General features: G+C 68.9%; 16 protein-coding genes. 9 read left to right on the forward strand and 7 right to left on the reverse strand.

Features of this window, described 5'->3' with window-relative positions:
- Positions 1-57: 57 nt before the first annotated feature.
- The 3 genes from Pmi06nite_RS28790 (at position 58) to Pmi06nite_RS28800 (ending at position 5,625) form a co-directional block, all read left to right on the forward strand.
- Positions 58-639 carry a dihydrofolate reductase family protein gene (locus Pmi06nite_RS28790; RefSeq protein WP_203956272.1) on the forward strand — a complete coding sequence of 194 codons (582 nt, stop codon included), beginning with the start codon at positions 58-60 and terminating at the stop codon, positions 637-639.
- 10 nt (positions 640-649) lie between these two features.
- Entirely contained in the window at positions 650-1,732 is a 1,083-nt protein-coding gene (locus Pmi06nite_RS28795) for a questin oxidase family protein (protein ID WP_203956273.1), read from the forward strand.
- Positions 1,733-2,220: 488 nt separating this feature from the next.
- Positions 2,221-5,625, forward strand: coding sequence for a GH92 family glycosyl hydrolase (locus tag Pmi06nite_RS28800; RefSeq protein ID WP_203956274.1), 3,405 nt, complete (start codon positions 2,221-2,223; stop codon positions 5,623-5,625).
- 128 nt (positions 5,626-5,753) lie between these two features.
- Here the strand turns inward: Pmi06nite_RS28800 and Pmi06nite_RS28805 are convergent, their stop codons facing one another.
- Together Pmi06nite_RS28805 and Pmi06nite_RS28810 are read right to left on the reverse strand one after the other, a co-directional pair.
- Positions 5,754-6,791, reverse strand: a complete 1,038-nt coding sequence (locus tag Pmi06nite_RS28805; RefSeq protein ID WP_239114264.1) for a TerC/Alx family metal homeostasis membrane protein — start codon at positions 6,789-6,791, stop codon at positions 5,754-5,756.
- A gap of 717 nt (positions 6,792-7,508) precedes the next feature.
- The gene (locus Pmi06nite_RS28810) at positions 7,509-8,528 is read right to left on the reverse strand and encodes an aldo/keto reductase (protein ID WP_203956275.1); all 1,020 of its coding nucleotides are present in this window, start codon (positions 8,526-8,528) and stop codon (positions 7,509-7,511) included.
- A 157-nt stretch (positions 8,529-8,685) separates the two neighbouring features.
- Between Pmi06nite_RS28810 and Pmi06nite_RS28815 the strand changes: the two genes are divergently transcribed.
- The 3 genes from Pmi06nite_RS28815 (at position 8,686) to Pmi06nite_RS28825 (ending at position 10,847) form a co-directional block, all read left to right on the forward strand.
- The gene (locus Pmi06nite_RS28815) at positions 8,686-9,282 is read left to right on the forward strand and encodes a TetR/AcrR family transcriptional regulator (RefSeq protein WP_239114265.1); all 597 of its coding nucleotides are present in this window, start codon (positions 8,686-8,688) and stop codon (positions 9,280-9,282) included.
- Positions 9,283-9,384: 102 nt separating this feature from the next.
- Complete coding sequence (locus Pmi06nite_RS28820) at positions 9,385-10,233, forward strand: oxidoreductase (RefSeq protein WP_203956277.1); 849 nt, start codon at positions 9,385-9,387, stop codon at positions 10,231-10,233.
- Positions 10,233-10,847 (forward strand): TetR/AcrR family transcriptional regulator, encoded by a 615-nt coding sequence (locus Pmi06nite_RS28825; RefSeq protein ID WP_203956278.1) that lies wholly within the window; start codon positions 10,233-10,235, stop codon positions 10,845-10,847. Before Pmi06nite_RS28820 ends, Pmi06nite_RS28825 begins: the two co-directional genes overlap by 1 nt.
- Positions 10,848-10,882: 35 nt before the next feature.
- Here Pmi06nite_RS28825 and Pmi06nite_RS28830 read toward each other — a convergent pair whose 3' ends face one another.
- The gene (locus tag Pmi06nite_RS28830; RefSeq protein ID WP_203956279.1) at positions 10,883-11,551 is read right to left on the reverse strand and encodes a response regulator; all 669 of its coding nucleotides are present in this window, start codon (positions 11,549-11,551) and stop codon (positions 10,883-10,885) included.
- Between the two features lie 46 nt (positions 11,552-11,597).
- Positions 11,598-12,812, reverse strand: coding sequence for a sensor histidine kinase (locus Pmi06nite_RS28835; protein ID WP_203956280.1), 1,215 nt, complete (start codon positions 12,810-12,812; stop codon positions 11,598-11,600).
- 337 nt (positions 12,813-13,149) lie between these two features.
- Between Pmi06nite_RS28835 and Pmi06nite_RS28840 the strand changes: the two genes are divergently transcribed.
- Positions 13,150-14,694: an ArnT family glycosyltransferase gene (locus tag Pmi06nite_RS28840; protein ID WP_203956281.1), complete on the forward strand. Its 1,545-nt coding sequence runs from the start codon at positions 13,150-13,152 to the stop codon at positions 14,692-14,694.
- An 89-nt stretch (positions 14,695-14,783) separates the two neighbouring features.
- On the opposite strand, the gene Pmi06nite_RS28845 is transcribed toward Pmi06nite_RS28840, so the two are convergent.
- Positions 14,784-15,473 (reverse strand): response regulator transcription factor, encoded by a 690-nt coding sequence (locus tag Pmi06nite_RS28845; protein WP_203956282.1) that lies wholly within the window; start codon positions 15,471-15,473, stop codon positions 14,784-14,786.
- Entirely contained in the window at positions 15,470-16,618 is a 1,149-nt protein-coding gene (locus tag Pmi06nite_RS28850; protein ID WP_203956283.1) for a sensor histidine kinase, read from the reverse strand. Before Pmi06nite_RS28850 ends, Pmi06nite_RS28845 begins: the two co-directional genes overlap by 4 nt.
- A gap of 86 nt (positions 16,619-16,704) precedes the next feature.
- On the opposite strand from Pmi06nite_RS28850, the gene Pmi06nite_RS28855 reads away from it, so the two are divergent.
- Together Pmi06nite_RS28855 and Pmi06nite_RS28860 are read left to right on the forward strand one after the other, a co-directional pair.
- Complete coding sequence (locus Pmi06nite_RS28855) at positions 16,705-18,204, forward strand: DUF1349 domain-containing protein (RefSeq protein WP_203956284.1); 1,500 nt, start codon at positions 16,705-16,707, stop codon at positions 18,202-18,204.
- A gap of 428 nt (positions 18,205-18,632) precedes the next feature.
- Positions 18,633-19,937, forward strand: a complete 1,305-nt coding sequence (locus Pmi06nite_RS28860; protein WP_203956285.1) for a vanadium-dependent haloperoxidase — start codon at positions 18,633-18,635, stop codon at positions 19,935-19,937.
- Between the two features lie 190 nt (positions 19,938-20,127).
- Here Pmi06nite_RS28860 and Pmi06nite_RS28865 read toward each other — a convergent pair whose 3' ends face one another.
- Positions 20,128-21,024 carry a TolB family protein gene (locus Pmi06nite_RS28865; RefSeq protein WP_203956286.1) on the reverse strand — a complete coding sequence of 299 codons (897 nt, stop codon included), beginning with the start codon at positions 21,022-21,024 and terminating at the stop codon, positions 20,128-20,130.
- Positions 21,025-21,080 lie beyond the last annotated feature (56 nt).

Below are 21,080 nucleotides of genomic sequence, written 5' to 3' on the forward strand. Positions count from 1 at the left end.
CGTGATGGTCGTTGCAGACTGAGGACATCCACCCCGACCACGGACAGGACATCGAAGATGCGCACGCTGATCTACACCGCCTTCGTCTCGCTCGACGGTGTCGTCGACTCTCCCGGCGGCGGCCTCCCCTCCGAGACCCACCGCAGCGGTGGCTGGACGTACAAGGACATCGAGTTCCTCCCCGAGGCGTACGAGCTCAAGGGCCGGGAGACCGAGGAGGCCACCGCGCTGATGTTCGGCCGGAGCAGCTACGAGGCGTTCTCGCCGTTGTGGCCGGACATGGAGGACTTCGCCGCCCTCAAGGAACTGCCGAAGTACGTCGTCTCGACCACCCTCGGCCAGGACGCCCTCGTCGACAACTGGGGTGACATCACGATCCTTCGCTCCCTCGAGGACGTCGCGAAGGCCAAGGAGACCGACGGTGGCCCCATCGTCATCCACGGCAGTGCCACCCTCGCCCGCAACCTCTCCGACGCCGGCCTGATCGACCGCTACCACCTGCTGGTCTTCCCGGTGCTGCTCGGAGCCGGCAAGCGGATGTTCAGCGACACCGACAAGGACAAGCAGATGCTGAAGGTGGTCGAGTCCGAGACGTACGCCAACGGCATCACCAAGTTCGTCTATGACGTCGTCCGCTGAGGTGGCCGCCATGACCCGCGAATCGATGACGGAGGCCCTGCCCGCGGCGTACGAACGACTGCACACGTACGGACCGGAGTTCGGCGGCGACGAGGAGGGCAACCACGGGATGACCAACCACGGCCCGATGGCCGTGGAGGTCATGGTCCGGCGGGGGCTCGACATCGACGTCGAGAACTGGCTCGACCGCTACGTACGTCGCCTGGCGGAGCTGCCCGGCACGAGCGCGGCCATCCAGCCCGGCGAGTGGGGCGCCGCGCTGGGCCAGGCGCGACGGCTGCCCGACTGGGACGCGTACTTCCGGCGCGAACTGACCGAGCGCCCGTGGCAGGAAGTGCTCGCCGGGTGGTGGCCACGTCTGCTGCCCGGCATCGTGGCCGGCTCGACCCATGGCGTGATCCGGGTCAGTCACGCGGTGCGTACACTGCGCGGCACCGATCAGGCCCCGGCACGCCAGACCCTCGACGAGCTGGCCCACGGGCTGGCGTTCTGGGCGGCGCGCTACCGCGAGCTCGCCGGGGTGGTCGCGCCGGAGGGCACTCTCACACCGCAACAGGCCCTACCGGCCGTCACCCGGCTCAAGGACCAGAGCGGTTTGATCGCCCACCGGCTCGACCGGCTCGAGCGCAGCCCGGGCTGGACTGCGAGCCTGCGCGCGCTGGAACCCGCCGCGTCCGCCGAGGAGGTTCCGGCGCGGCTGGAGTCGCTCGTCGACAGCGCCGCCAAGGCGTACCTCATGCTCGGCCACGGCTCGCCGGTCCTGCTGGTCCACGCCGCTACGGCGCCCAACGCCGTGCGGCACGTGCTCCCGGTTCTGCCGACCGAGCAGTGGCTGCCGAGTCTGACGGCGGCCTGGGCGGCCGTGGCGGCGGTCATCGCGACGTACGCCCCGGCCCGGCCGGCCCCTTGCACGGAGATCGTCCGGCGCAATCCCGAGCCAACCCGCGAGGACGCGCTCCAGCGGGCAGCTGAGCACGGCGACGAGCACGTCCTGAAGTTCGCCGACACGGCCGTCGAGTCGTATGACCGCACCGGTGATCCCGGCCTTCTCACCGCGACCCTGTATGTCGGCGAGCTGATCGACCGTCCCTGAGGGCGTCCGTGGTCGGGACGCGCGCGACGGCCCCCGGGGGCGGTGCCGGACTTCGCGGCCTCCTCGAGGCCACAGGGTGGTGGGTTGTCCCCGGGCTGATCGACAGGCACGTCCATCGCTGGGGCACGGGCTCTCATGCGACAACGTTGTCCACGCCGTACGAGTCCGTTCCAGGGCGATTGCGCCCGTGGCGGGGAACGCTGGCGCAGCCCTGGGCAAGGGCGCGGACGAGCATCGTCGTCTCCATCGACGTTCGGCCTGGTCCTGCCGCGTTCGCCTCATCTTGCCGGGGGCGAGTCGGGAAAAACAGGCGAACGGTTTCGTAGCGGCTGCGTGAATAGATCTTGACAACGTTGTCTGCGAAGGCCACCCTTGCCGCTGTCTCTGTCCGGGTGCGCCCCTCCGCGAGCCCACCATCCCCGTTCCGCTCAGCTGGACCAGCTGGTGGGCCGTGCCGCGGGTCCCGACCTACATGGAGGTCCCCCTTGTTGACCACGCTGACTCGCACGGCACTTGCCGCTGTGCTCGGCGGCGCTGTGCTGATCGGTGGCATCACACAGGCAGCGGCGGCGGCCTCACCGCCCGCGCGGGCCGACGTGTTCGCCGACCCGGTGCAATACGTGAACCCCCTGATCGGGACCGGCAACGGCGGCGAGGCCGTCGGCGACATCAACGACTTCCCCGGGGTGGACACGCCGTTCGGCATGATGCAGCTCAGCCCGGACACGGTCGGCTCGGGCGTGGGCTACTCCTACGGCAAGTCATCGATCCGCGGATTCAGCCTGAACCACGCGTCCGCCGGATGCAGCGTGTTCGGGGACGTGCCGATCCTGCCCACGGTCGGCCCCATCGGCACGGATCCGGGGAACGCCTCGGCGACGTTCTCCCATGATCACGAGAAGGCCACGCTCGGCTCCTACGACGTGCTGCTCACCGACTCGGGCGTCAACGTCAACCTGACGGCGACCAGCCGCACGGGCCTGCTCTCGTTCTCCTATCCCGCGGGCAGCACCGCGCAGGTGCTGGTGAAGTCGGGCGCGAGTCTCGGCGGCAACAGCGCCGCGTCCGTCACCGTCGACGGCGACGACGAGGTGTCCGGCTCGGCGACGGCGAACGGGCTGTGCGGGCTGGGCAGCTACACCGTCTACTTCGACATCAAGTTCTCGCAGCCGTTCACCGCCCACGGCACCTGGCAGGGGAAGACCGTCACCGCCGGGTCGGCCGGCGCGAGCGGGAAGGGGTCCGGCGCCTACCTGACCTTCGACACGAGCAGCTCCACGACGGTGCGCGCGAAGGTCGGGATGTCGTATGTGAGCGTCGACGGGGCGCGCAAGAACATGGCTTCCGAGATCCACGGCTGGAACCCCACGCCGGTGCAGCAGCAGACGCGCGCCGCGTGGCGCCAGGCGTTGAACACCGTTCAGGTCGGCGGCGGCACCTCCGCGAACCTGACCACGTTCTACACCGCCCTGTACCACTCGCTGCAGTTCCCGAGCGTCTTCAACGACGTGGACGGCCACTACATCGGCTTCGATGACAAGGTCCACCACGTGCCGGCCGGGCAGACGCAGTACGCCACGTTCTCCGACTGGGACACCTACCGCGCGCTCGCGCCGCTGCAGGCCATGCTGTTCCCCAAGGAAGCCGGCGACATGGCGAACTCGCTGATCCGCGACGCGGAGCAGCAGGGTGGCTGGATGCCGCGCTGGCCGCTGGCGAACGTGAGCACGACCGGCACGATGAACGGCGACAGCGCGGTGCCGCTCATCGCGAACACCGTGGCCTTCGGCGGCCGGAAGGTCGACATCGCCCGCGTGCTGCCCATCATGCTCAAGGGGGCCAACCACTCGGAGGAGCTGGGCTGGGGCTGGCAGGAGCGCCAGTGCGTGGAGGAGTACGTCGAGCTCGGCTACGCGCCGAACGACGCCTGCTCGCAGGGCGCGCACGGCCGGCAGGGGGTCTCTGAGACGCTCGAGTGGTCCATCGACGACTTCGCGATCTCGCAACTGGCGGCCGCGATCGGTGACAAGCACACCGCGGCGCAGTACCAGTTGCGCAGTCAGAACTGGCAGAACACCTTCAATCCCACGACCGGCTACCTCCAGCCGCGAGACGAGCGCGGCGCGTTCCCGAACGGTCCCGCGTTCGTCGCTCCGCCCGCGAACGCCTTCGGCCAGGACGGCTACGACGAGGGCAACGCCGCCGGCTACGGCTGGGAGGTCCCGCAGAACATGGCGGGCCTGATCGCCGCGATGGGCGGGAAGGACGTCGCGATCCCGCGCCTGGACACGTTCTTCAGCGAGATCAACGCCGGCCCGAACGCGCCGTACATGTGGATGGGCAACGAGGTCGACCTCTCCGTTCCGTACGTGTACGACTACCTGGGCCAGCCGTGGAAGACCCAGGCCCAGGTGCGCAGGATCGAGCAGAGCCTGTACCCGCCCACCCCGGACGGGCTGCCCGGCAACGACGACCTCGGCGCGATGTCGTCCTGGTACGTGTGGTCGGCGCTCGGGATGTTCCCGGTGACGCCCGGCCGGGCCGACCTGGCCCTCGGCAGCCCGCTGTTCACCCACGCCGTCGTCCACCTCGGCAACGGCCGGTCGATCGACATCAACGCCCCCGCCGCCGGCGACGACACTCCGTACGTCAAGGGCGTGCGGCTGAACGGGCGCACCTTCGACAGCACCGGGCTGCCTGAGTCGGTCGTGACCCGCGGCGGCCGGCTCGACTTCAGCCTGTCGCGCACACCCGACACCAGATGGGCGACCGGCTCTCACGACGCCCCGCCGTCGTACCAGACCGGCCAGGACCCGGCCATCGGGTTCACCGACCCGTCCGGTCCGGTCACGGTGACCGCCGGCGACACCAAGCAGGTCACCGTGGGCGCGCAGGGCACCGGGCTGCACTCCACGACCGTGAAGTGGACCGCGCACGCCTCTGGCGGCATCACCGTCAGCCCGTCCTCCGGCACGCTTCACGTGGCGGCGGACGGCCGCGCCAGTACGGACGCCACGGTGTCCGTCCCGGCATCGGTCGCCTCGGGCTTCTACCCGGTCTCGTTCAGCTTCACGGCCTCCGGCGGGCAGAAGCTGCCGGGCGGTGTGCTGGTGACGACCGTGCAGGCCGCCGACCACACCGCGATCGTGGCCGACGACCTCGGCAACCCCGACGTCCCCAACGGCCTCAGCGTGAAGGAGGAGGGCGACGGCCACACCACCGCCACCACGGCAGGCGGCCTGCCCGGCCGGACCACCACGGGGGCCGGGTCGTTCTACATGTACTTCAACATCGACAACTCGTTCGTTCCCGGCGGGAAGTACGACGCGACCGCGTACATCAGCTACTTCGACCAGGGGACGGGCAGCTGGGGCATCCAGTACGACTCCTACGGCAACGTGCCCAACAACGCGTACCGGGACTCGGCCCGCGTGACCAACACCGACACCGGCACCTGGAAGACCGCGGCGATCCCGCTGCCCGAGGCCGCGTTCAGCGGCCGTGAGAACGGTGGCAGTGACCTGCGGCTGAACATCGGCGCCGGCAGCCAGGTGATCGGCCGCGTCGCGTTCGCCGTCACCGGCGACAACGTGCTCGCCATGCACCTGGCGTCGGCGCAACCGGTCGCGCCTGCGGTCACCACCCAGCCCGCGGACGCGACGGCCAACGGCGGCCCGGTGTCCTTCACGGCGGCGGCGACGGGCGACCCGCAGCCGGCGGTGCGGTGGCAGGCGAGCCCGCCCGGCGGCGACTGGGCCGACGTCGGCGGCGCGACCAGCACCACCCTGACACTGACCAGCCCGCAGGACTACGCCGACGGCACCCGGTTCCGCGCCGTCTTCACCAACCTGGCGGGCGAAGCCGCCACCGATCCCGCAACCCTGCGTGATTAGCGCCGGAGGTCCCCGTTGACCGTGTGCTGACGGGACGTAACGCACAAAGCGGCGGCCGCCCCCTCGGGGGCGGCCGCCGCCGCAATTCAGCGCGACCGTTCAGCGGGGCACCCTGCGGGTCAACTCACCTAGCGCGTCGGCCGCGAGCGGGGTTCGCGTTCGGCGGGTGAGGAGGCGGACCTCGCGTCGCGGCGGTTGGCGTGCACGCTCGTGATCGTGACGACGCTCAGGACGGCGACGATGACCCCCAGTGAGACCAGAGTGGGAATCTGCGGAACCCACGCCCACAGGCCGTGTGCCCAGTGGAGGACGAGCTTGATCCCGATGAAGGCCAGGATGACGCCGAGGCCGTGATTCAGGTGCCGCAGCTTCGTCAGGACGCCCAGGAGCACGAAGTAGAGGGCCCGCAGGCCCAGCAGGGCGAAGGCGTTGGTGGCGAAGACGAGGAAGGGGTCCTGGGTCACGCCGTACACGGCGGGCACCGAATCGACGGCGAAGACGATGTCGGTGGCGAAGACGGCCACGATGGCCAGTGCCAGCGGGGTCAGGGCGCGGTGGCCGCCCTCGCGAACGACCAGGTGGGAGCCGCGGAAATCGTCGGTGACCCGCATGAAGCGCCGCAGCAGCCGGATCGTGCGCATGGAAGCGATGTCGACCTTCTGCTCTTTCCCGCTGATCGCGTCCTTGAGGATCTTCCCTGCGGTGACGATCAGTATCCCGCCGAACAGCAGGAACGCCCATGCGCCGCTCTGCAGGACGGCCGCCCCCAGGGCGATGAAGATCCCACGTAGCACCAGTGCCCCGACGATGCCGTACAGCAGGACCCGGCGGGCCAACTCGGACGGGACCGCGAAGGCGGACAGCAGCAGCATGAACACGAACAGGTTGTCCACCGAGAGCGACTTCTCCACGACATAGCCGGTGAAGAACTCCGTCGCCACGCGGGACCCGAAGGCCCCCCAAACGAAGACGCCGAAGATCACGGGCAGCGCCAGGTAGAAGAGCGACCAGCCCACCGCTTCGCCCATCCGCACCTCGTGTGGACGGCGTGTCACCACGAAGTCGACGGCCAGCAGCAGTACCAGAGCGACGATGGTGATCGTCCACAGACTCGGCGAACCGATCGTTTCAAGATCGGCTACCGACAGGACCGGCTCGGCGTGCACGCGACCTCCTCGAACGCACTCGGCTGCTCGAGGTCTCCTTCACCTGCACTGTGCGGGCGGCCGCCCGGGGACGTTCCGGCACGTCCGTACTGACCGGATCGGCACTTGGGAAGTACTCCCCTCATCCTCAGGTTAGGCCAGTGCCTGAGCCGCACTTGCGCCGCCCTGTGCAGGGGCTTGGACCGGTCGCAGGCATTTGACTAGGTCCTGACCTGCGCGGATAGTGGAATCAGTGCGGGGGAGTACCCGCCGTTCCAACTCCGATCGCCATTGCGACCCCGAGCACAGGGAGTCGGCGGGCGGCCTTCTCGCGCGACATGGGAGTGCGGGAAGACCTTCGTCCTCGTGTCCACAGCGAGGCGTGGGGGAGGGCTCGATGTCGACCACTGTGCTTCTCGAAGTTCTCGCGGGCGTCCTGCTGACGATCTCCGCGATCGTTACCGTCGCCGCTCTGTGGCCGGAGAGGCCACTTCCCCGGACGCCATCGTCTCCCAAACCGCCCGCTCCATCCCGTCCCCCGGTGACCGGCACAAGGCACCGAGGTGTGGCCGGTCGAATGCGCCGCCACGGGGATGGACACCTGCACCGCCCAGGTGATCACGGCGGCGGTGGGAGTTGTCGGTCACGCAGCCACTTCCGGAGAGCGTGAGCTGATCCACTGTCTTCACCGTGCTTTTGTTCAGCTTCTTTGCGTGGTTGGTGCGGTGGGCCCGGTGATCAGCGGCGCCGCAGTGCCGGGTCGAGCAGCGCGGGCGGGGTGTCGTTCTTCTCGTGTGGGGCCAGGTCGGTGCCGGGAGCGACGATCGCGTCGATCGCGTCGAGCACGTCGGCGGAGAGCGCGGTGTCGGCGGCGGCGAGCTGCGAATGCAGGTGGTCCAGTGTGCGGGGACCGATGAGCGCGCTGGTCACGGCGGGATGCGTGGTCACGAATCCGAGCGCGAGCTGAATCATGGTCAGGCCGGCCTCGTCGGCGACCTTGGCCAACTGCTCGACGGCATCGAGCCTGGCCCGGTTGGCGGGGAGGGTGGTGTCGAAGCGTTGCGGCATGAACGTGGAGCGGCTGGTGGTGACGTCCCGGCCCTCGCGGATCGCGCCCGACAGCCAGCCCGAGGCCAACGGGCTCCACACCAGAACCCCGAGCCCGTACTGCTCGGTCACGGGCAGCACGTGGGTCTCGATACCGCGCTGCAGGATCGAGTAGCTGGGCTGTTCGGTGACGTAACGGCTCAGGTGGCACTCGCGAGCGGCCCACTGGGCCTGCACGATGCGGTATGCGGGGAACGTCGAGGAGCCGAAGTAACGGATCTTTCCCGCGCGCTGCAGGTCGGTCAACGCCGACAGCGTCTCCTCGTCACTGGTGCTCGGGTCCCACCGGTGGATCTGGTAGAGGTCAACGTGGTCGACACCGAGACGGCGCAAGCTGTTGTTCAACTCGGTGACGAGCCAGCGGCGCGAAGCGCCCTGATGGTTGCGCTCGCCGCCCATCGGCAGGCTCGCCTTCGTGGCCAGCACGATGTCGTCGCGGCGGCCGGCGATGGCCTTGCCGACCATCTCTTCCGACTCGCCGCCGCTGTAGGCGTCGGCGGTGTCGATGAGGTTGATCCCGCCTTCGAGAGCGGCGTCGACGATGGCGGTGGCCTCGTCCTGGGTGGTGCGCCCGATCTTGCCGAAGTTCATCGCGCCGAGCGCGAGGGAGCTGACCTGCACACCGGTGCGGCCCAAGGTGCGGTATCGCATGACTGTGTTTCCTCCGTTGCGGGGTGAATCGTGGTGACAGCGCATGGCTTGGTTGTCGGCCCCTGCTCTGACATCATGAGTAAGCGGAACCATGTCCCGTTTGACGATACGGAACGTTGTCCCGTTTAGCAAACCCGGTAATGGAAGGAAGGGCGCGGTGGACGACAGCGACCGAGGCGCAGGGCAAGCGGCCCGGCCCAAACGAGCGGACGCCCGGCGTAACAAGGAAACGCTGCTGGATGCGGCCGCCGCGATCTTCGTCACGTCAGGCGTGGAAGCGCCGGTACGCGACATCGCGGCCAAGGCCGGCGTTGGGACGGCCACGATCTACCGCCATTTCCCCACCCGGGCGGATCTCATCATCGCCGTCTACCGCCACCAGGTCGACGCCTGCGCCGAGGCCGGGCCGGCCCTGCTGGCAACCAGCCCGACACCTCACGTCGCCCTCGGACGGTGGGTCGACCTCTTCGTCGACTTCCTGGTCACCAAGCACGGCCTCGCGGCCGCACTGCAGACCGACAACGCCGGCTTCGAGACGCTGCACGCCTACTTCCTCGACCGCCTCCTGCCGGTGTGCGCCCAACTCCTCGACGCCGCCGCGGCCTCCGGTGAGATCCGTCCCGACCTCAACGCGTACCAACTCATGCGCGGCGTCGGAAACCTCTGCATAGGCGCCGACAGCGACCCCCGCTACGACGCACGCCGACTGGTCGGGCTCCTCGTCGCAGGACTACGCCAACCGAGGGAGCCGTGAGGCGTCGCCAGAATCTACACGGCGGTGATAAAAATCGACGTCGTGTAGAGTTTTGGGCTAAGGGGGCAGTCCAGCTCCTTTCGAGTCCTCTCTGGAGGAGCAGTGCAGAAGCAGAAGTGGCTCATCACCGGCGTCAGTACGGGCCTGGGGCGTGCCTTCGCCCAAGCCGCCTTGGCCGCCGGGCACACCGTCGTCGGAACGGTCCGCTCCGAGGAGGACCTGCGGGCCTTCGAAGGGCTCAAGCCCGGATACGCTCACGGCCGCATCCTGGATGTGACTGACGGCGAGGCCGTCTCGAGTGTGGTCGCGGAAGCAGAGCAGAGCGTCGGCCCCTTGGATGTCGTCGTCGCCAACGCCGGTTACGGCCTGGAGGGCACCTTCGAGGAAACCCCGCTGGCCGAGGTGCGGCGGCAGTTCGAGGTCAACGTATTCGGGACAGTGGCCACGCTGCAGGCGGCGCTGCCCCACATGCGCCGGCGCCGCCGCGGACACCTGATGGCCGTCACCTCCATGGGCGGACTCATGGCCGTGCCCGGCATGTCCGCCTACTGCGGCAGCAAGTTCGCCCTGGAAGGCATCCTCGAGGCACTGGGCAAGGAGGTCGCACAGTTCGGGATCCACGTGACGGCGATCGAGCCCGGCTCCTTCCGCACCGAGTGGGCCGGACGGTCCATGACACGGGCCGCGCAGTCCATCGACGACTACGACGAGCTGTTCACCCCCATCCGTGAAGCGCGACAGAAGGCAAGCGGGAACCAGTTGGGCAATCCGGCCAAGGCCGGGGACGCCGTCGTGCACATCGCGTCGGTCGGCCGGCCGCCGGCCCACCTCGTCCTGGGTTCGGACGCGCTGCGACTGGTCACCGCCGCGCGCACGGCCGTGGACGAGGACATCCGCGTATGGGAGACGCTCTCCCGTACGACCGACTTCGCCGAGGGCGCTCAGCTCTGATGCCCGGCCACCACCCCGCGCGAAGCCGACGCCCCACCGAACGCAAGGGCGATGTCCGGGAGCGGGCCATTCTGGACACCTGCGAAGCTCTGCTCGCGCAAAAGGGCTACGACGCCATGACCGTCGGCGACATCGCCCAGGGCGCCGGCATCACACGCGGCGCCCTGTACTTCTACTTCGGCTCCAAGCAAGAAGTGGTCACGGCGCTCGTGGCCCGAACCGTCGAGCACCTGTGGGAGCGGTCCCGGGCCACTGCGGAGACCGACGAGCCGCGCCAGGCCATCGCAGCAGCCATGCGGCGCACGGTCGAGTTGTGGAACGAGCACGGCCTGGTCATGCGCACGGCGATCGACCTGTCGTTGACCGTGCCGGAGATCGGCGAGCTGTGGCGCCATACAGCTGACTTGTTCATCACGGCCATCACCGCTGTCCTGGAGCGAGCCGGCGTTCAGGCCGGCGCCGAACCAGACCAGGCGTCAGCGATGGCACGCGCCCTGTGCTGGATGATCGAGCGGACCTTCTACCACGCCTCGCAAGAGTCCCGCGAGAAGTTGCAGAAGGCATCTTCGACCTGCGAACACATCTGGCTGATCAGCGCCGGCCTGACCGCCTGACGCACGGCTGTCGCCGACCTCCGGGCGGGGGAGTCTCACCCGGAGCCTGGGGTGATCACGCCGACCTCGTAGGCCAGGATCACCGCGTGCACGCGGTCGCGCAGGCACAGTTTCGCCAGGACGTGGCTCACGTGGGTCTTGACCGTTTCCTCCGCGACCACCAGCCGGGCGGCGATTTCGGCGTTGGAGTAGCCCCTCGCCAGCAGTTCGAGCACCTGGCGCTCTCTCCCCGTAAGAGTCTCGACAGCCGGAGGGGCCTTCTTCGACGGGCGTGGGCGAGCGGCGAACTCGGCGATCAGCCGCTTGGTGATCGAGGGGGCGAGCAGGGCCTCCCCGGAGGCGACGACCCGTACGGCGCTCACCAGGTCGTCGCGGCGCACGTCCTTGAGCAGGAAGCCGCTGGCGCCCGCTCGTAGTGCCTCGTAGACGTAGTCGTCGAGGTCGAACGTGGTCAACATCAGCACCTTGACGGGATCGGTCACGTCGGGGCCGGCGAGCCTACGGGTGGCCTCCAAGCCGTCCATCCGAGGCATGCGGATGTCCATCAGCACCACGTCGGGGTGCAGCCTGCGGGCGGTCTCGACCGCCTCCAACCCGTCGGCGGCCTCCCCGACGACCTCCATGTCCGGCTGGGCCCCGAGGATCATGCGGAAGCCGTCCCTGACGATCCCATGGTCGTCGGCGACCATGATCCTGATGCTCACTTCGCGCCTGCCTCCGGTGCTGATCCGCCATGGCGGGAAATGGTGATCACCCTCTGGTGCTTTCGAGTGGCAGCCGGGCCCTGACGGTGAAGCCTCCTTCGGGATCCGGCCCCGCGGTCAGTTCGCCACCGAACAGGTGCGCCCTCTCCCGCATGCCGATCAGGCCGTTCCCGCCGTTCGGTCCGCCGTCGTCTCTGCCGGCGCGCGCCGCCCCGGCGGCGTGCCCGTCGTCGCGAACCTCGATGCGCAGCTCCTGCCCGCTGTAACGGAGATGGACGCGGACCGGCACCTTGCCCGCGTGCTTGACCGCGTTGGTGAGCGCCTCCTGCACGATTCGGTAGGCCGACAGGTCGACTCCGGCGTACAGCGGGACGGGCTCGCCCTCGATGTCGAGCGTCGCCGGCAGACCGGCCTGCCGTACCTGCTCGACGAGATCGGGCAGCTCCGCCACACCCGGCTGCGGCACGAGGGCCGGCTCGGGGCCGTCCGTCTCCTCGCGCAGCACGCTGAGCAGGCGGCGCATCTCGACCAATGCCCGCCTGCCCGTTTCCGCGATCGTGTCGAACGCCCGTACGGACCCTCGCGCGTCGTGCTCCGCCGCGACCGGCCCCGCCTCGGCCTGGACCACCATCATGCTGACGTGGTGGGCCACCACGTCGTGCAGCTCCCGGGCGATGCGGGCTCGCTCGGCGGTCACCGCGCGCCTTGCCTCGAAGTCACGCTCCCGCGCCAGCCAGATCGCTCTCGCCTCGAGGTCGGCGGTGTGCACACGGCGGATGCGCGCACTGTCGCCGAGCACCCACGCGCTGCCAAGCAGCAGCGCGCCGAATGTGAAGTCAAGGAAGTCGCTGTCGGTCGCGGGGAGCACAGTGATGACCACGATGCTGATCGCGGTCAACACGCCCACGATCATTGAGGCCCGCCTTCCGCACCAGGCGGCGACGCCGTAAACGGCGACCACGCCGGCGAGCGGAACGGGCGTCACCAGGTCCGGTAACGCCGTGGCCCCGTAGGCGGCGGACGCCGCCCCGATCGCCAGGTTGATCCCGAGGGGGTAAGCCCGCCGCCAGGCCAGCGGCAGGTTGATCAGAAGGACGAACGCCACCGCGAGCGGCCCCGGAGCAGGCATGTGCTCAGCGCGCGACTGGGAGAAGAGCGCGATGAGCGAGACCACGGCGAGAAGCACGGCGAGCAGCGCGTCGGCGATCAGCGGGCGGGCCCTGATCCACGCCACGACGCCGGGGGGCTGACGCGTCTGCATGGGCTCAAGTATGTGGCCCGTCCCCTCGGCATGCCTCCCCTGGAAGAGGGATCTTCGGTCGTGCGTCGTCCGGCGCCGGCTGTTCCGCCTCCGTCCCCACAGACACCGGTACGGCGGCGGCCGATCGGGGGCGGGCGCCTGGACAGCCTCCCTCTCAGGAGGGAGCCCGGCCGGGTGGCTCCCCCCGACGGGGGAGGCAAGAGTTGGCGAGCGCAGGGGATCCGGCAGCCGTGGCCCACCGTTTACGTTCCTCGTGTCGGCATCCCGCCGATGACCTGTGAATCCCGGGCCACGACGGCCTTCGCGCCGGCCCGGCATCCCCTCGGAGGTCCTTACATTGATCAATTCTGACCTGGACCCGCCGCCTACCGGCGCCTCCGTGCCCGCCACAGGCCCGGCGAAGTTCGCCCCTCGTCCGTTGGCGGCGTTCGCCACCGTTCCGGTGGTGGCGGTCGTGACGGTATTGGCCGGTCTGCTGACCGCGTTCTCCTGGCGTTACGGCTTCCACCGCGACGAACTGTACTTCCTGGTCGCCGGAGATCATCCCGCCTGGGGATACGTGGACCAGCCCCCGCTGACCCCGATCATTGCCAGGGCGACCACTGCGGTCTTCGGGGTCACACCGGCCGGGCTGCGGGTCGCCTCGACGCTCGCCTGTGCGGTGACGGTGCTGGTGGTGGCACTGGTGGCCAGGGAATTGCACGGGGGACGCCGGGCGCAGGCGATCGCCGCGTTCTCTGCGGCGACGTCGGTGTTCGTCTTGGCGGTCGGCCACATGGTGTCCACGTCCACGTTCGACATGCTGGCGTGGGTGGTGATCGCATGGCTGGCGTTGCGGCTGCTGCGCACCGGGGACGGTCGCCTCTGGGTCGCGATGGGCGCGGCCGTCGGCCTCGCCCTGGAGAACAAGTATCTGGTCGGCGTGCTGGTGGTGGCGCTGCTCGTGGCTCAGCTGGCGCTCGGACCGCGCCAGGTGCTGCGCAGCCGGTGGCTGGGAGTCGGGGTGGTCATCGCGGCCGTGGTGGCCGGGCCCAACCTGTGGTGGCAGGCCGCTCACGGGTGGCCGGAGTTCACCGTCGCAAGCGGGATCAGCGCCGACGACGGGCTTGAAAACCGCTTGCTGTTCGTCCCCATGCAGATCGTGTACCTGTCGCCGTTGTTCGTGCCGATCTGGATCGCGGGGTTCCTGCGCTTGTGGCGCGATCCCGAACTGCGATGGGCGCGTGCGATGGCGCTGGCTTATCCGCTGCTCTGTGCCTCGGTGCTGCTGGCCGGCGGCAAGCCGTACTACGCGCTTCCGCTCCTTTTGGTGTTGACGGCGGCCGGCTGCGAACCGGTGGCCAGATGGATGCGAGGCCGGCGGCGCGTAGGGACGGCCATCGCCGCCGGTGCCGTCACAACCATGGTGAGCGGTCTGTTCTCGCTTCCGGTACTGCCGCCGAACGCGCTGTCAGCGGTGAATGCGATCAACAAGGAGCAGGGCGAGCAGGTCGGATGGCCCGAACTCACCTCTGCGGTAGCGGCTCAGTGGGCCGCCATCCCCGCCGAGCAGCGTCCCCGAGCCGTGATTTTCACCGCCAACTACGGCGAGGCGAGCGCGTTGGTCCGGTACGGCCCCCGGTACAACCTGCCGATGCCCTACTCCGGCCATATGAACTTCGCCGACTGGGGGCCACCCCCTGACTCGGCCGACGGGCCGGTGCTGGTGGTGGGCCTGCGGGACGACGACTCCAGCGGGCGGTTCTTCACCGGCTGCCGGCAGGTGGGCCGCGTGGACAATGGGGAGGGCGTGGACAACGAGGAGCAGAACGCTCCGATCGCCCTGTGCTCCGGCCCGGCCAGGCCCTGGTCGGCGCTGTGGCCTGGATTGCGGCACTACTAGAACGGCGGGCGGGCGGACCCGCTGAGGCCTTTGTCCAGCTCATCCATGGTCTGCGCCGCGCCGAGCGGGGTACGGGCGTGCTCGCCGAATCATTCGCCTGCGTGCCGCCGCAGGCCGGTGGATGAGGCGATCCGGTAGCCGACTCCTCGCGCCGTCGCGATGACCGGCGGGTCGCCGAGCTTGCGCCGCAGCCGGCCCACCGTGACCGTGACGGTGTTGGTGAAACTGTCGGCGTTTTCGTCCCATACCTGCTCGAGCAGGGTTTCGGCGCTCAGGAAGCCGGGGCTTGCCCGCAGGAGCACCTCGAGCACGGCGAACTCCTTCACTGAGAGGTCGAGTCGCAGCCCGTCGCGAACGGCGGTGCGGCGTACCGGGTCCAGCGTGATCCCGGCCACGTGCAGCACGCGGGGCCGCGCGTCCGGTTTGCGGCGGGCCAGCGCCTGGATGCGCAGGATCAGCTCCGGGAAGTGGAAAGGCTTGGCGAGATAGTCGTCCGCGCCCAGGGTCAACCCGCTGACCCGGTCGCCGGGCGCACTGGCCGCGGTCAGCATCAGCACCATCGGCCGTTCCGCCCGCTCGGTGATCATCTGGCATAGCGTGTCGCCGTGCAGGCTGGGCAGGTCCCGGTCCAGGACCACCACGTCATACGCGGTGAGGTCAAGCTTGGCGGCGGCGGTGAGCCCGTCGTGCGCCAGGTCGACGGCCATCCCCTGGTCGCGTAGCCCTTCGGCGACGACCTCGGCGAGGGCGTCGTCGTCTTCGACCACCAGGATCCTCACGCCTCCACCGGCACCTTCGCGGGCGGAAGGGTGATCGACACGAGCAGGCCGCCCTCCGGCCGGGCAAGCAGGGCGAGCCGGCCGCCGTGGGCGGCGGCCACGGCCGCCACAATCGACAGGCCCAGACCCGAGGAGCCCGTACGTTCGCCACCGAGCCGCTCGAAGGGCTGCGCCAGCCGGTCGACCTTCCGTTGGTCGAGGACGGGCCCGCCGGTCTCGACGATCAGTGCCGTCTCCTGTGCGTTCGCGGACCCGGTGATCTCGATCCATCCGCCGTCCTCGTTGTGGGTCACGGCGTTGTCGACGACGTTGCCCACAAGCTGCGCCAGCAGCGCCGGGCTGCCCACGGTCGCCGTCGCCGGCGGCACGTTCACCGTCACACTCAGCCCCTTCCGCCGCACGTCCGTGGACCTTTCCCGCAGTTCGGCGTCGATGAGGTCGCCGAGGTCGACCGGAGCGGCGTCGGCCGGCGCGCCGTGCTGCGCCCGGGCCAGCACGAGGAACCCGTCGAGCAGGTGATCGAGCCGGTCAAGTTGCCGACGCAGGCGGGCCGCGAGCGCCACCGTCGAGGGGGCCGGGTCGGGTTTGGCGACCGCGACGTCCAGCGATGCCCGCATCGTCGACAGCGGCGTACGCAGGTCATGGGATGCGTTGGCGACGAAGCGCCGCTGCGCGGTGAACGACGCCTCAAGCCGTCCGAGCAGCTCATCGATGGTGTCGGCGAGGTCCTTCACCTCGTCCGCCGGACCGGTGACGGCCAGCCGCTGATCCAGGCTGTCGGCGGAGATGCGCCGGGTGACGGCCGCGATGAGCCGCAGCGGCCGCAGGACACGCTTGGCCAGCACCCGACCGAGCAGCAACGAGACGACTGCCATCACGATCAGCGCCAGCAGCGAGCCGACCAGCAGCTGGCGAGACTGCTGCGAATGCACCGCGGCCAGCTGGTCCTCCAACTCCCGGACATGCTGTTGCGTCGCGATGACGCTGCCCTGGCCGGGGAGATCTCCAGCCGGGGAGACGTCGCTCAGGCTGCCGCCGGAGAGCAGGAAGGCCAAGCCCAGCAGTCCGACGCCCGACAGGAGGAACACGACGGCGTACAACATCGTGAACCGTGCTCCCACGGTCCCACTGCGCAGCCCGATCATGCTGCCAGCATGCCCTGGGAAACCTAACAACAGCATGACGGCGCCGGTTCGGGTCGTGTTACGCACCGATCCGTAGAACCGACGGCATGTCGACCACCGAACTCCTCCGGCGGGAATGGACCGCGTACCGCCGCCCGGGGCGCCTGATCGCCCTGGCCGCCGCGGCCCTCACCGTCATCGCAGTGGGCCTGCTGTTCACGCTCAACATCCACTCGTCCTGCCCGGGTCCTTGCCCGGCCCCACCCGTCGCCGGTGACGGCTCCATCGTCAGTGACAAGTTCTGGTTCCTGCATCGTGACCTGAGCCGCGAGGGCAGCCTCACCGTCCGGATGACCTCGATGACCGGGACGATCACCTATCCACCGCCGAAACACGACCAGATCGTGTCCGGGCTGGTGCCCTGGGCGAAGGCCGGGATCATCGTCAAGGACGGCATGCGGGAGGGCTCGCAGTACGCGGCACTCATGATGACCGGCAGCCACGGCGTTCGCTTCCAGCACGGCTACCGGCACGACGTCGCCGGCAGCGCTGGAGGCGTCTCGGCGCAGTCCCCCCGCTGGCTGCGCCTGACCCGCTCAGGCAACGTGATCACCGGCTCCGAGTCCGCCGACGGCAGCCACTGGTACACCGTCGCAACCGCGACGCTCGACGGGCTGCCGGACACCGTGCAGGTCGGCCTGTTCGCCACCTCTCCCGGCGACCTCACGCTCCGCAAGGTCGGCCTCGGCGGCGCGATCGAGGAGGTCCGGTTCACCCAGGCCGTCGGCGTCTTCGACGACGTCACCGTCGAGGGCGGTGTCACCGGCGGGTGGGACAGCGACTCGGTCGGCGAGATGAACCACACCGACTGGGAGAAGTACCACAACGCATCAGGAGCCGTGCAGAAGGACGGCGTCATCACGATCAGCGGCACCGGCGACATCGGGCCGCTCAGTGAGGAGGGTACGCGTACCGTCGAGAACACGCTGCTCGGCCTGCCGGTCGCGCTGATCGTCGTGGTCGTCGTCGCGGCTCGCTACGGCACCCGCACGGCCCGCGAGGCGGCATCCCGGCGAGTGATCGTCGCCCGGGCACTCGTCGTCGCCGGGGCGAACTTCGTCGCCGGTCTTGTCGCGGTCGGCATCGTCCTTCCGGTGGGCATGGCGGGCCTGGAAGGCAACGGCATCGTGGTGCCGTCGCTGCCGGTGCTGACCGGCGCCCGGGTGATCGTCGGCCTCGCGGCAGTGCTCGCGCTCTGCGCCGTCGTCGCATACGGGCTCGGTGTGCGGCTGAACCGCGGCTGGTCAGCGATCCTCATCGGGGTTTCGCTGATCGCTCTGCCCTACGCTGTCACGGCGTTCCCGCTGCTCCCCGACGCGGTCTCCGACTGGCTGCTGCGGCTCACGCCGGCCGCCGGCTTCGCGGTCAAGCAGACGATGGTGGAGTATCCGCAGGTGACGGAGCACTACGCGCCGTCGGCCGGGTACTTCCCGCTCCCCGGGTGGGCCGGTCTCGCCGTACTCTGCGCGTACGCGGTCATCGTGGTGCGGATGGCCGCCGGCCCCACGCCGGCTGCGGACTCCGACGCGGGCACCGACTGGCGATAGTGGACGGTGCGGGGCAGCGGGCCCCGCACCACCTCAGACCGCGCGGACGAGGATGACGCCGTCGGCGTCGGGGACGTTCGAATGAGGAGTTCACATTCGGATTCGGCCCCCGATTCCGGCGGCCGCGGAAAGCATCCGCGAACAGAAAGGTCGAGGCCGACGGACATCGATCCGGGGTGACGGCCATGAAAGATCTATGGGCTGATGACCGGCGGAAACTCCTGATCGTGTTCGCGGCGGTTCCGTGAATCGGTACACCCGGACGAATTCGAGATGACCTCCAGGTAACCGTCGGACGCCGTCCGCGAAGCCGGAAGAGGCGACCGGTTCCCGTATCGGTGAGGGATTTCATTTTCGGTTACGTCATTATCAGCTTTTCGACCGATCGGGCACTGTAGCGCCTGCGGCCGGCATAGTAATTTGCTCCAATGCGTAAATCACGTAAAACGGACTGGTCATCCATCCTGAAACGCAAGGCCGTCTGGTTGGTCGTCGCCGCGGTCGCCGCCGCCGGGCTGCCGGCGGGAGTCGGATCGTCATTCGCGTACGCGTCGGATTCGCACAGGCCCGACAATGCCGTCATTGTCTGGGACCGCAACGCCCAGACAGCGATCTGGGACATCGCCGGTCAGCAGCCGCAGGTCCAGGCACGCAGTTTCGCGATGGTCCACGGAGCCGTTTACGACGCGGTGAACGCCATCGCCGGCACTCCGTACCAGCCGTACCTGACCGCACCGGCCGCCAAGGGAAACGAGTCGACGGACGCGGCCGTCGCGACCGCGGCCTTCCGCGTGCTGAGCGCGCTGTTCCCGGCTCAGCAGGAGAGGTTGAAGACGCAGTACGACGAGTCGCTGGCCGCGATTCCTTACGGCACCGCGAAGCAGCGCGGGATCACCGTGGGCGATCAGGCGGCCGCCGCGATGATCGCCGCGCGGCAGAACGACGGGGCGTTCGGAAGCCAGACCTGGCCCGTCGGCACCCAGCCTGGTCAGTGGCGGCCGACGCCTCCCACGTTGGCCAACGACGGTGCGTGGGTCGGTTACCTCAAGCCGTTCTTCCTCCCCAGCGCGTCCATGTTCCGTACGGCCGGCCCGCCGGCGCTCACCAGCCGGCAGTATGCCCGCGACTTCAACGAGGTCAAGACGATCGGCTCGGTGACCAGTACGGTCAGGACGGCCGACCAGACACAAGCCGCGATCTGGTGGCATGACCGGCATCTCGCCGAATGGGAGATCAAGCGGCAACTCGCGACGACACAGCGACTGAACACGCTCCAGACGTCGCGGATGTTCGCGATGGTCGATCTGGCTGAGGCCGACGCCACGATCGCCTGCTACAACGAGAAGGCGGCGTGGACCTTCTGGCGGCCGGTCACCGCGATCCAACTGGCCGACACCGACGGCAACCCGAAGACGGTGGCCGACCCCACCTGGATGCCGTTGCTCGTCACGCCGCCGCACCCCGATTTCACGTCCGGACATACCTGTTTCACCGCGGCGAGCATGTCGGCGTTGGCGTACTTCTTCGGCCGGGACGACATCTCCTTCAGCGGGTACAGCGCCGATTCGGGTACCACCAGGTATTTCCGCGGCTTCTCAAAGGCGATCGCCGAGGTGATCAACGCCCGCATATGGGGCGGCATCCACACCCGCACGGCCGACCTGCAGGGCGCGAAGATCGGCGCACAGGTCACCGCATACATGGTCGGGCACTACTTCAAACCTAAGAGGTAATCACCCCGGCAGCGCCCATCACCGGCCGGGCGTCGAAACAGACGCCCGGCCGGGTGCCCGGCGGGCGAGCAATGCGGACAACTCGACCGCGATGAGCGGCCGCCGGCGGTGATGGGGGATCGGTGACAACCCGGTCGTTGACATCACCGGCGGCGCGCGACGGGCAAGGGGAAGACCCGCGCACTGATGGTCATTCCTTGTCTCCTGTGTCGCCGCCCAAGGGATAAGCCACGTAGGCGATCGAGTTGCCGGTCGGATCCCAGCTCGGCACGTTCATCGTCCCTTGGCCGCCGAACAGGTGAATGAGATCGCGTATACCGTCCTGATCGAGAATCCGGACGATCACATCCACATTCGGCGGATGACCCAGTGTGCCGGGCGGAAAGCTGATGTAGGCGATCCGCGTGCCGTCCGGAGACGGGTGGGGGAACCAGTTCACCCGCTCATCGCTGGTGAGCTGCTCCGTCGTCGATCCATCCGAGGTGATGCGGAACAGTTGTGCGTGGCCGGGAGTGGAAGCCACACGTTCGGAATTGAAGTAGATCCACCTACCGTCGGGGCCGAACTCCGATCCATCGTCGGGGAAGTCGTCGTCCGTCAACTGTTGATCCGCTCCGCCGGTGACGGGGATGAGATACACGTTCGTGATGGGCTGCCGGTCGCCGCGACGTCGCAACCCGATGTACGCCAAGGACGCGCCATCCGGGGAGATCCCATGCAGGTAGTGGGCGAAATCCGGTCCGTGGTCGTTCGTCACGCGCCGGGGGCGGCCTCCCGACATAGGTACCGCGTAGATGTGACCATCCTGGGCCGACACATAAACAGTCGCGCCGTCCGGGCTGAGAACATGGTCGTTGTTGATCGGCGGCACATCGCCGAGGTCGATCTGTTCCAACTCGGTGCCGCCGGAAACGGGAAGACGGAACAAGAGCCCGTCGGCGTTGATGACAAGCCATTGCCCGTCGCTGCTCCAGTTGGGCGCCTCGAACAGCATGTCCGATGACCGGTACACCAGCCTCCGGTCGCCCGTGTTCACATCAAGCACGTACAGCTCCGCCGATTGTTCAGGCAGAAGGTGTCGATCCATGGAGCTACTCCTGGTTGCCGAAGGCCGAGTGGAACGTCATGATCAAACCGCATGCC

This window comes from Planotetraspora mira, from assembly GCF_016863275.1.
Lineage (GTDB): Bacteria > Actinomycetota > Actinomycetes > Streptosporangiales > Streptosporangiaceae > Planotetraspora > Planotetraspora mira.

What these genes read in the sequence shown, in the direction of transcription:
- Pmi06nite_RS28850 (WP_203956283.1), bottom strand. Translation starts at nt 16,618, where the DNA reads ATGATCGGGCTGCGCAGTGGGACCGTGGGAGCACGGTTCACGATGTTG.
- Pmi06nite_RS28835 (WP_203956280.1), bottom strand. Translation starts at nt 12,812, where the DNA reads ATGCAGACGCGTCAGCCCCCCGGCGTCGTGGCGTGGATCAGGGCCCGC.
- Pmi06nite_RS28790 (WP_203956272.1), top strand. Translation starts at nt 58, where the DNA reads ATGCGCACGCTGATCTACACCGCCTTCGTCTCGCTCGACGGTGTCGTC.
- Pmi06nite_RS28810 (WP_203956275.1), bottom strand. Translation starts at nt 8,528, where the DNA reads ATGCGATACCGCACCTTGGGCCGCACCGGTGTGCAGGTCAGCTCCCTC.
- Pmi06nite_RS28795 (WP_203956273.1), top strand. Translation starts at nt 650, where the DNA reads ATGACCCGCGAATCGATGACGGAGGCCCTGCCCGCGGCGTACGAACGA.
- Pmi06nite_RS28865 (WP_203956286.1), bottom strand. Translation starts at nt 21,024, where the DNA reads ATGGATCGACACCTTCTGCCTGAACAATCGGCGGAGCTGTACGTGCTT.
- Pmi06nite_RS28825 (WP_203956278.1), top strand. Translation starts at nt 10,233, where the DNA reads ATGCCCGGCCACCACCCCGCGCGAAGCCGACGCCCCACCGAACGCAAG.
- Pmi06nite_RS28855 (WP_203956284.1), top strand. Translation starts at nt 16,705, where the DNA reads ATGTCGACCACCGAACTCCTCCGGCGGGAATGGACCGCGTACCGCCGC.
- Pmi06nite_RS28860 (WP_203956285.1), top strand. Translation starts at nt 18,633, where the DNA reads ATGCGTAAATCACGTAAAACGGACTGGTCATCCATCCTGAAACGCAAG.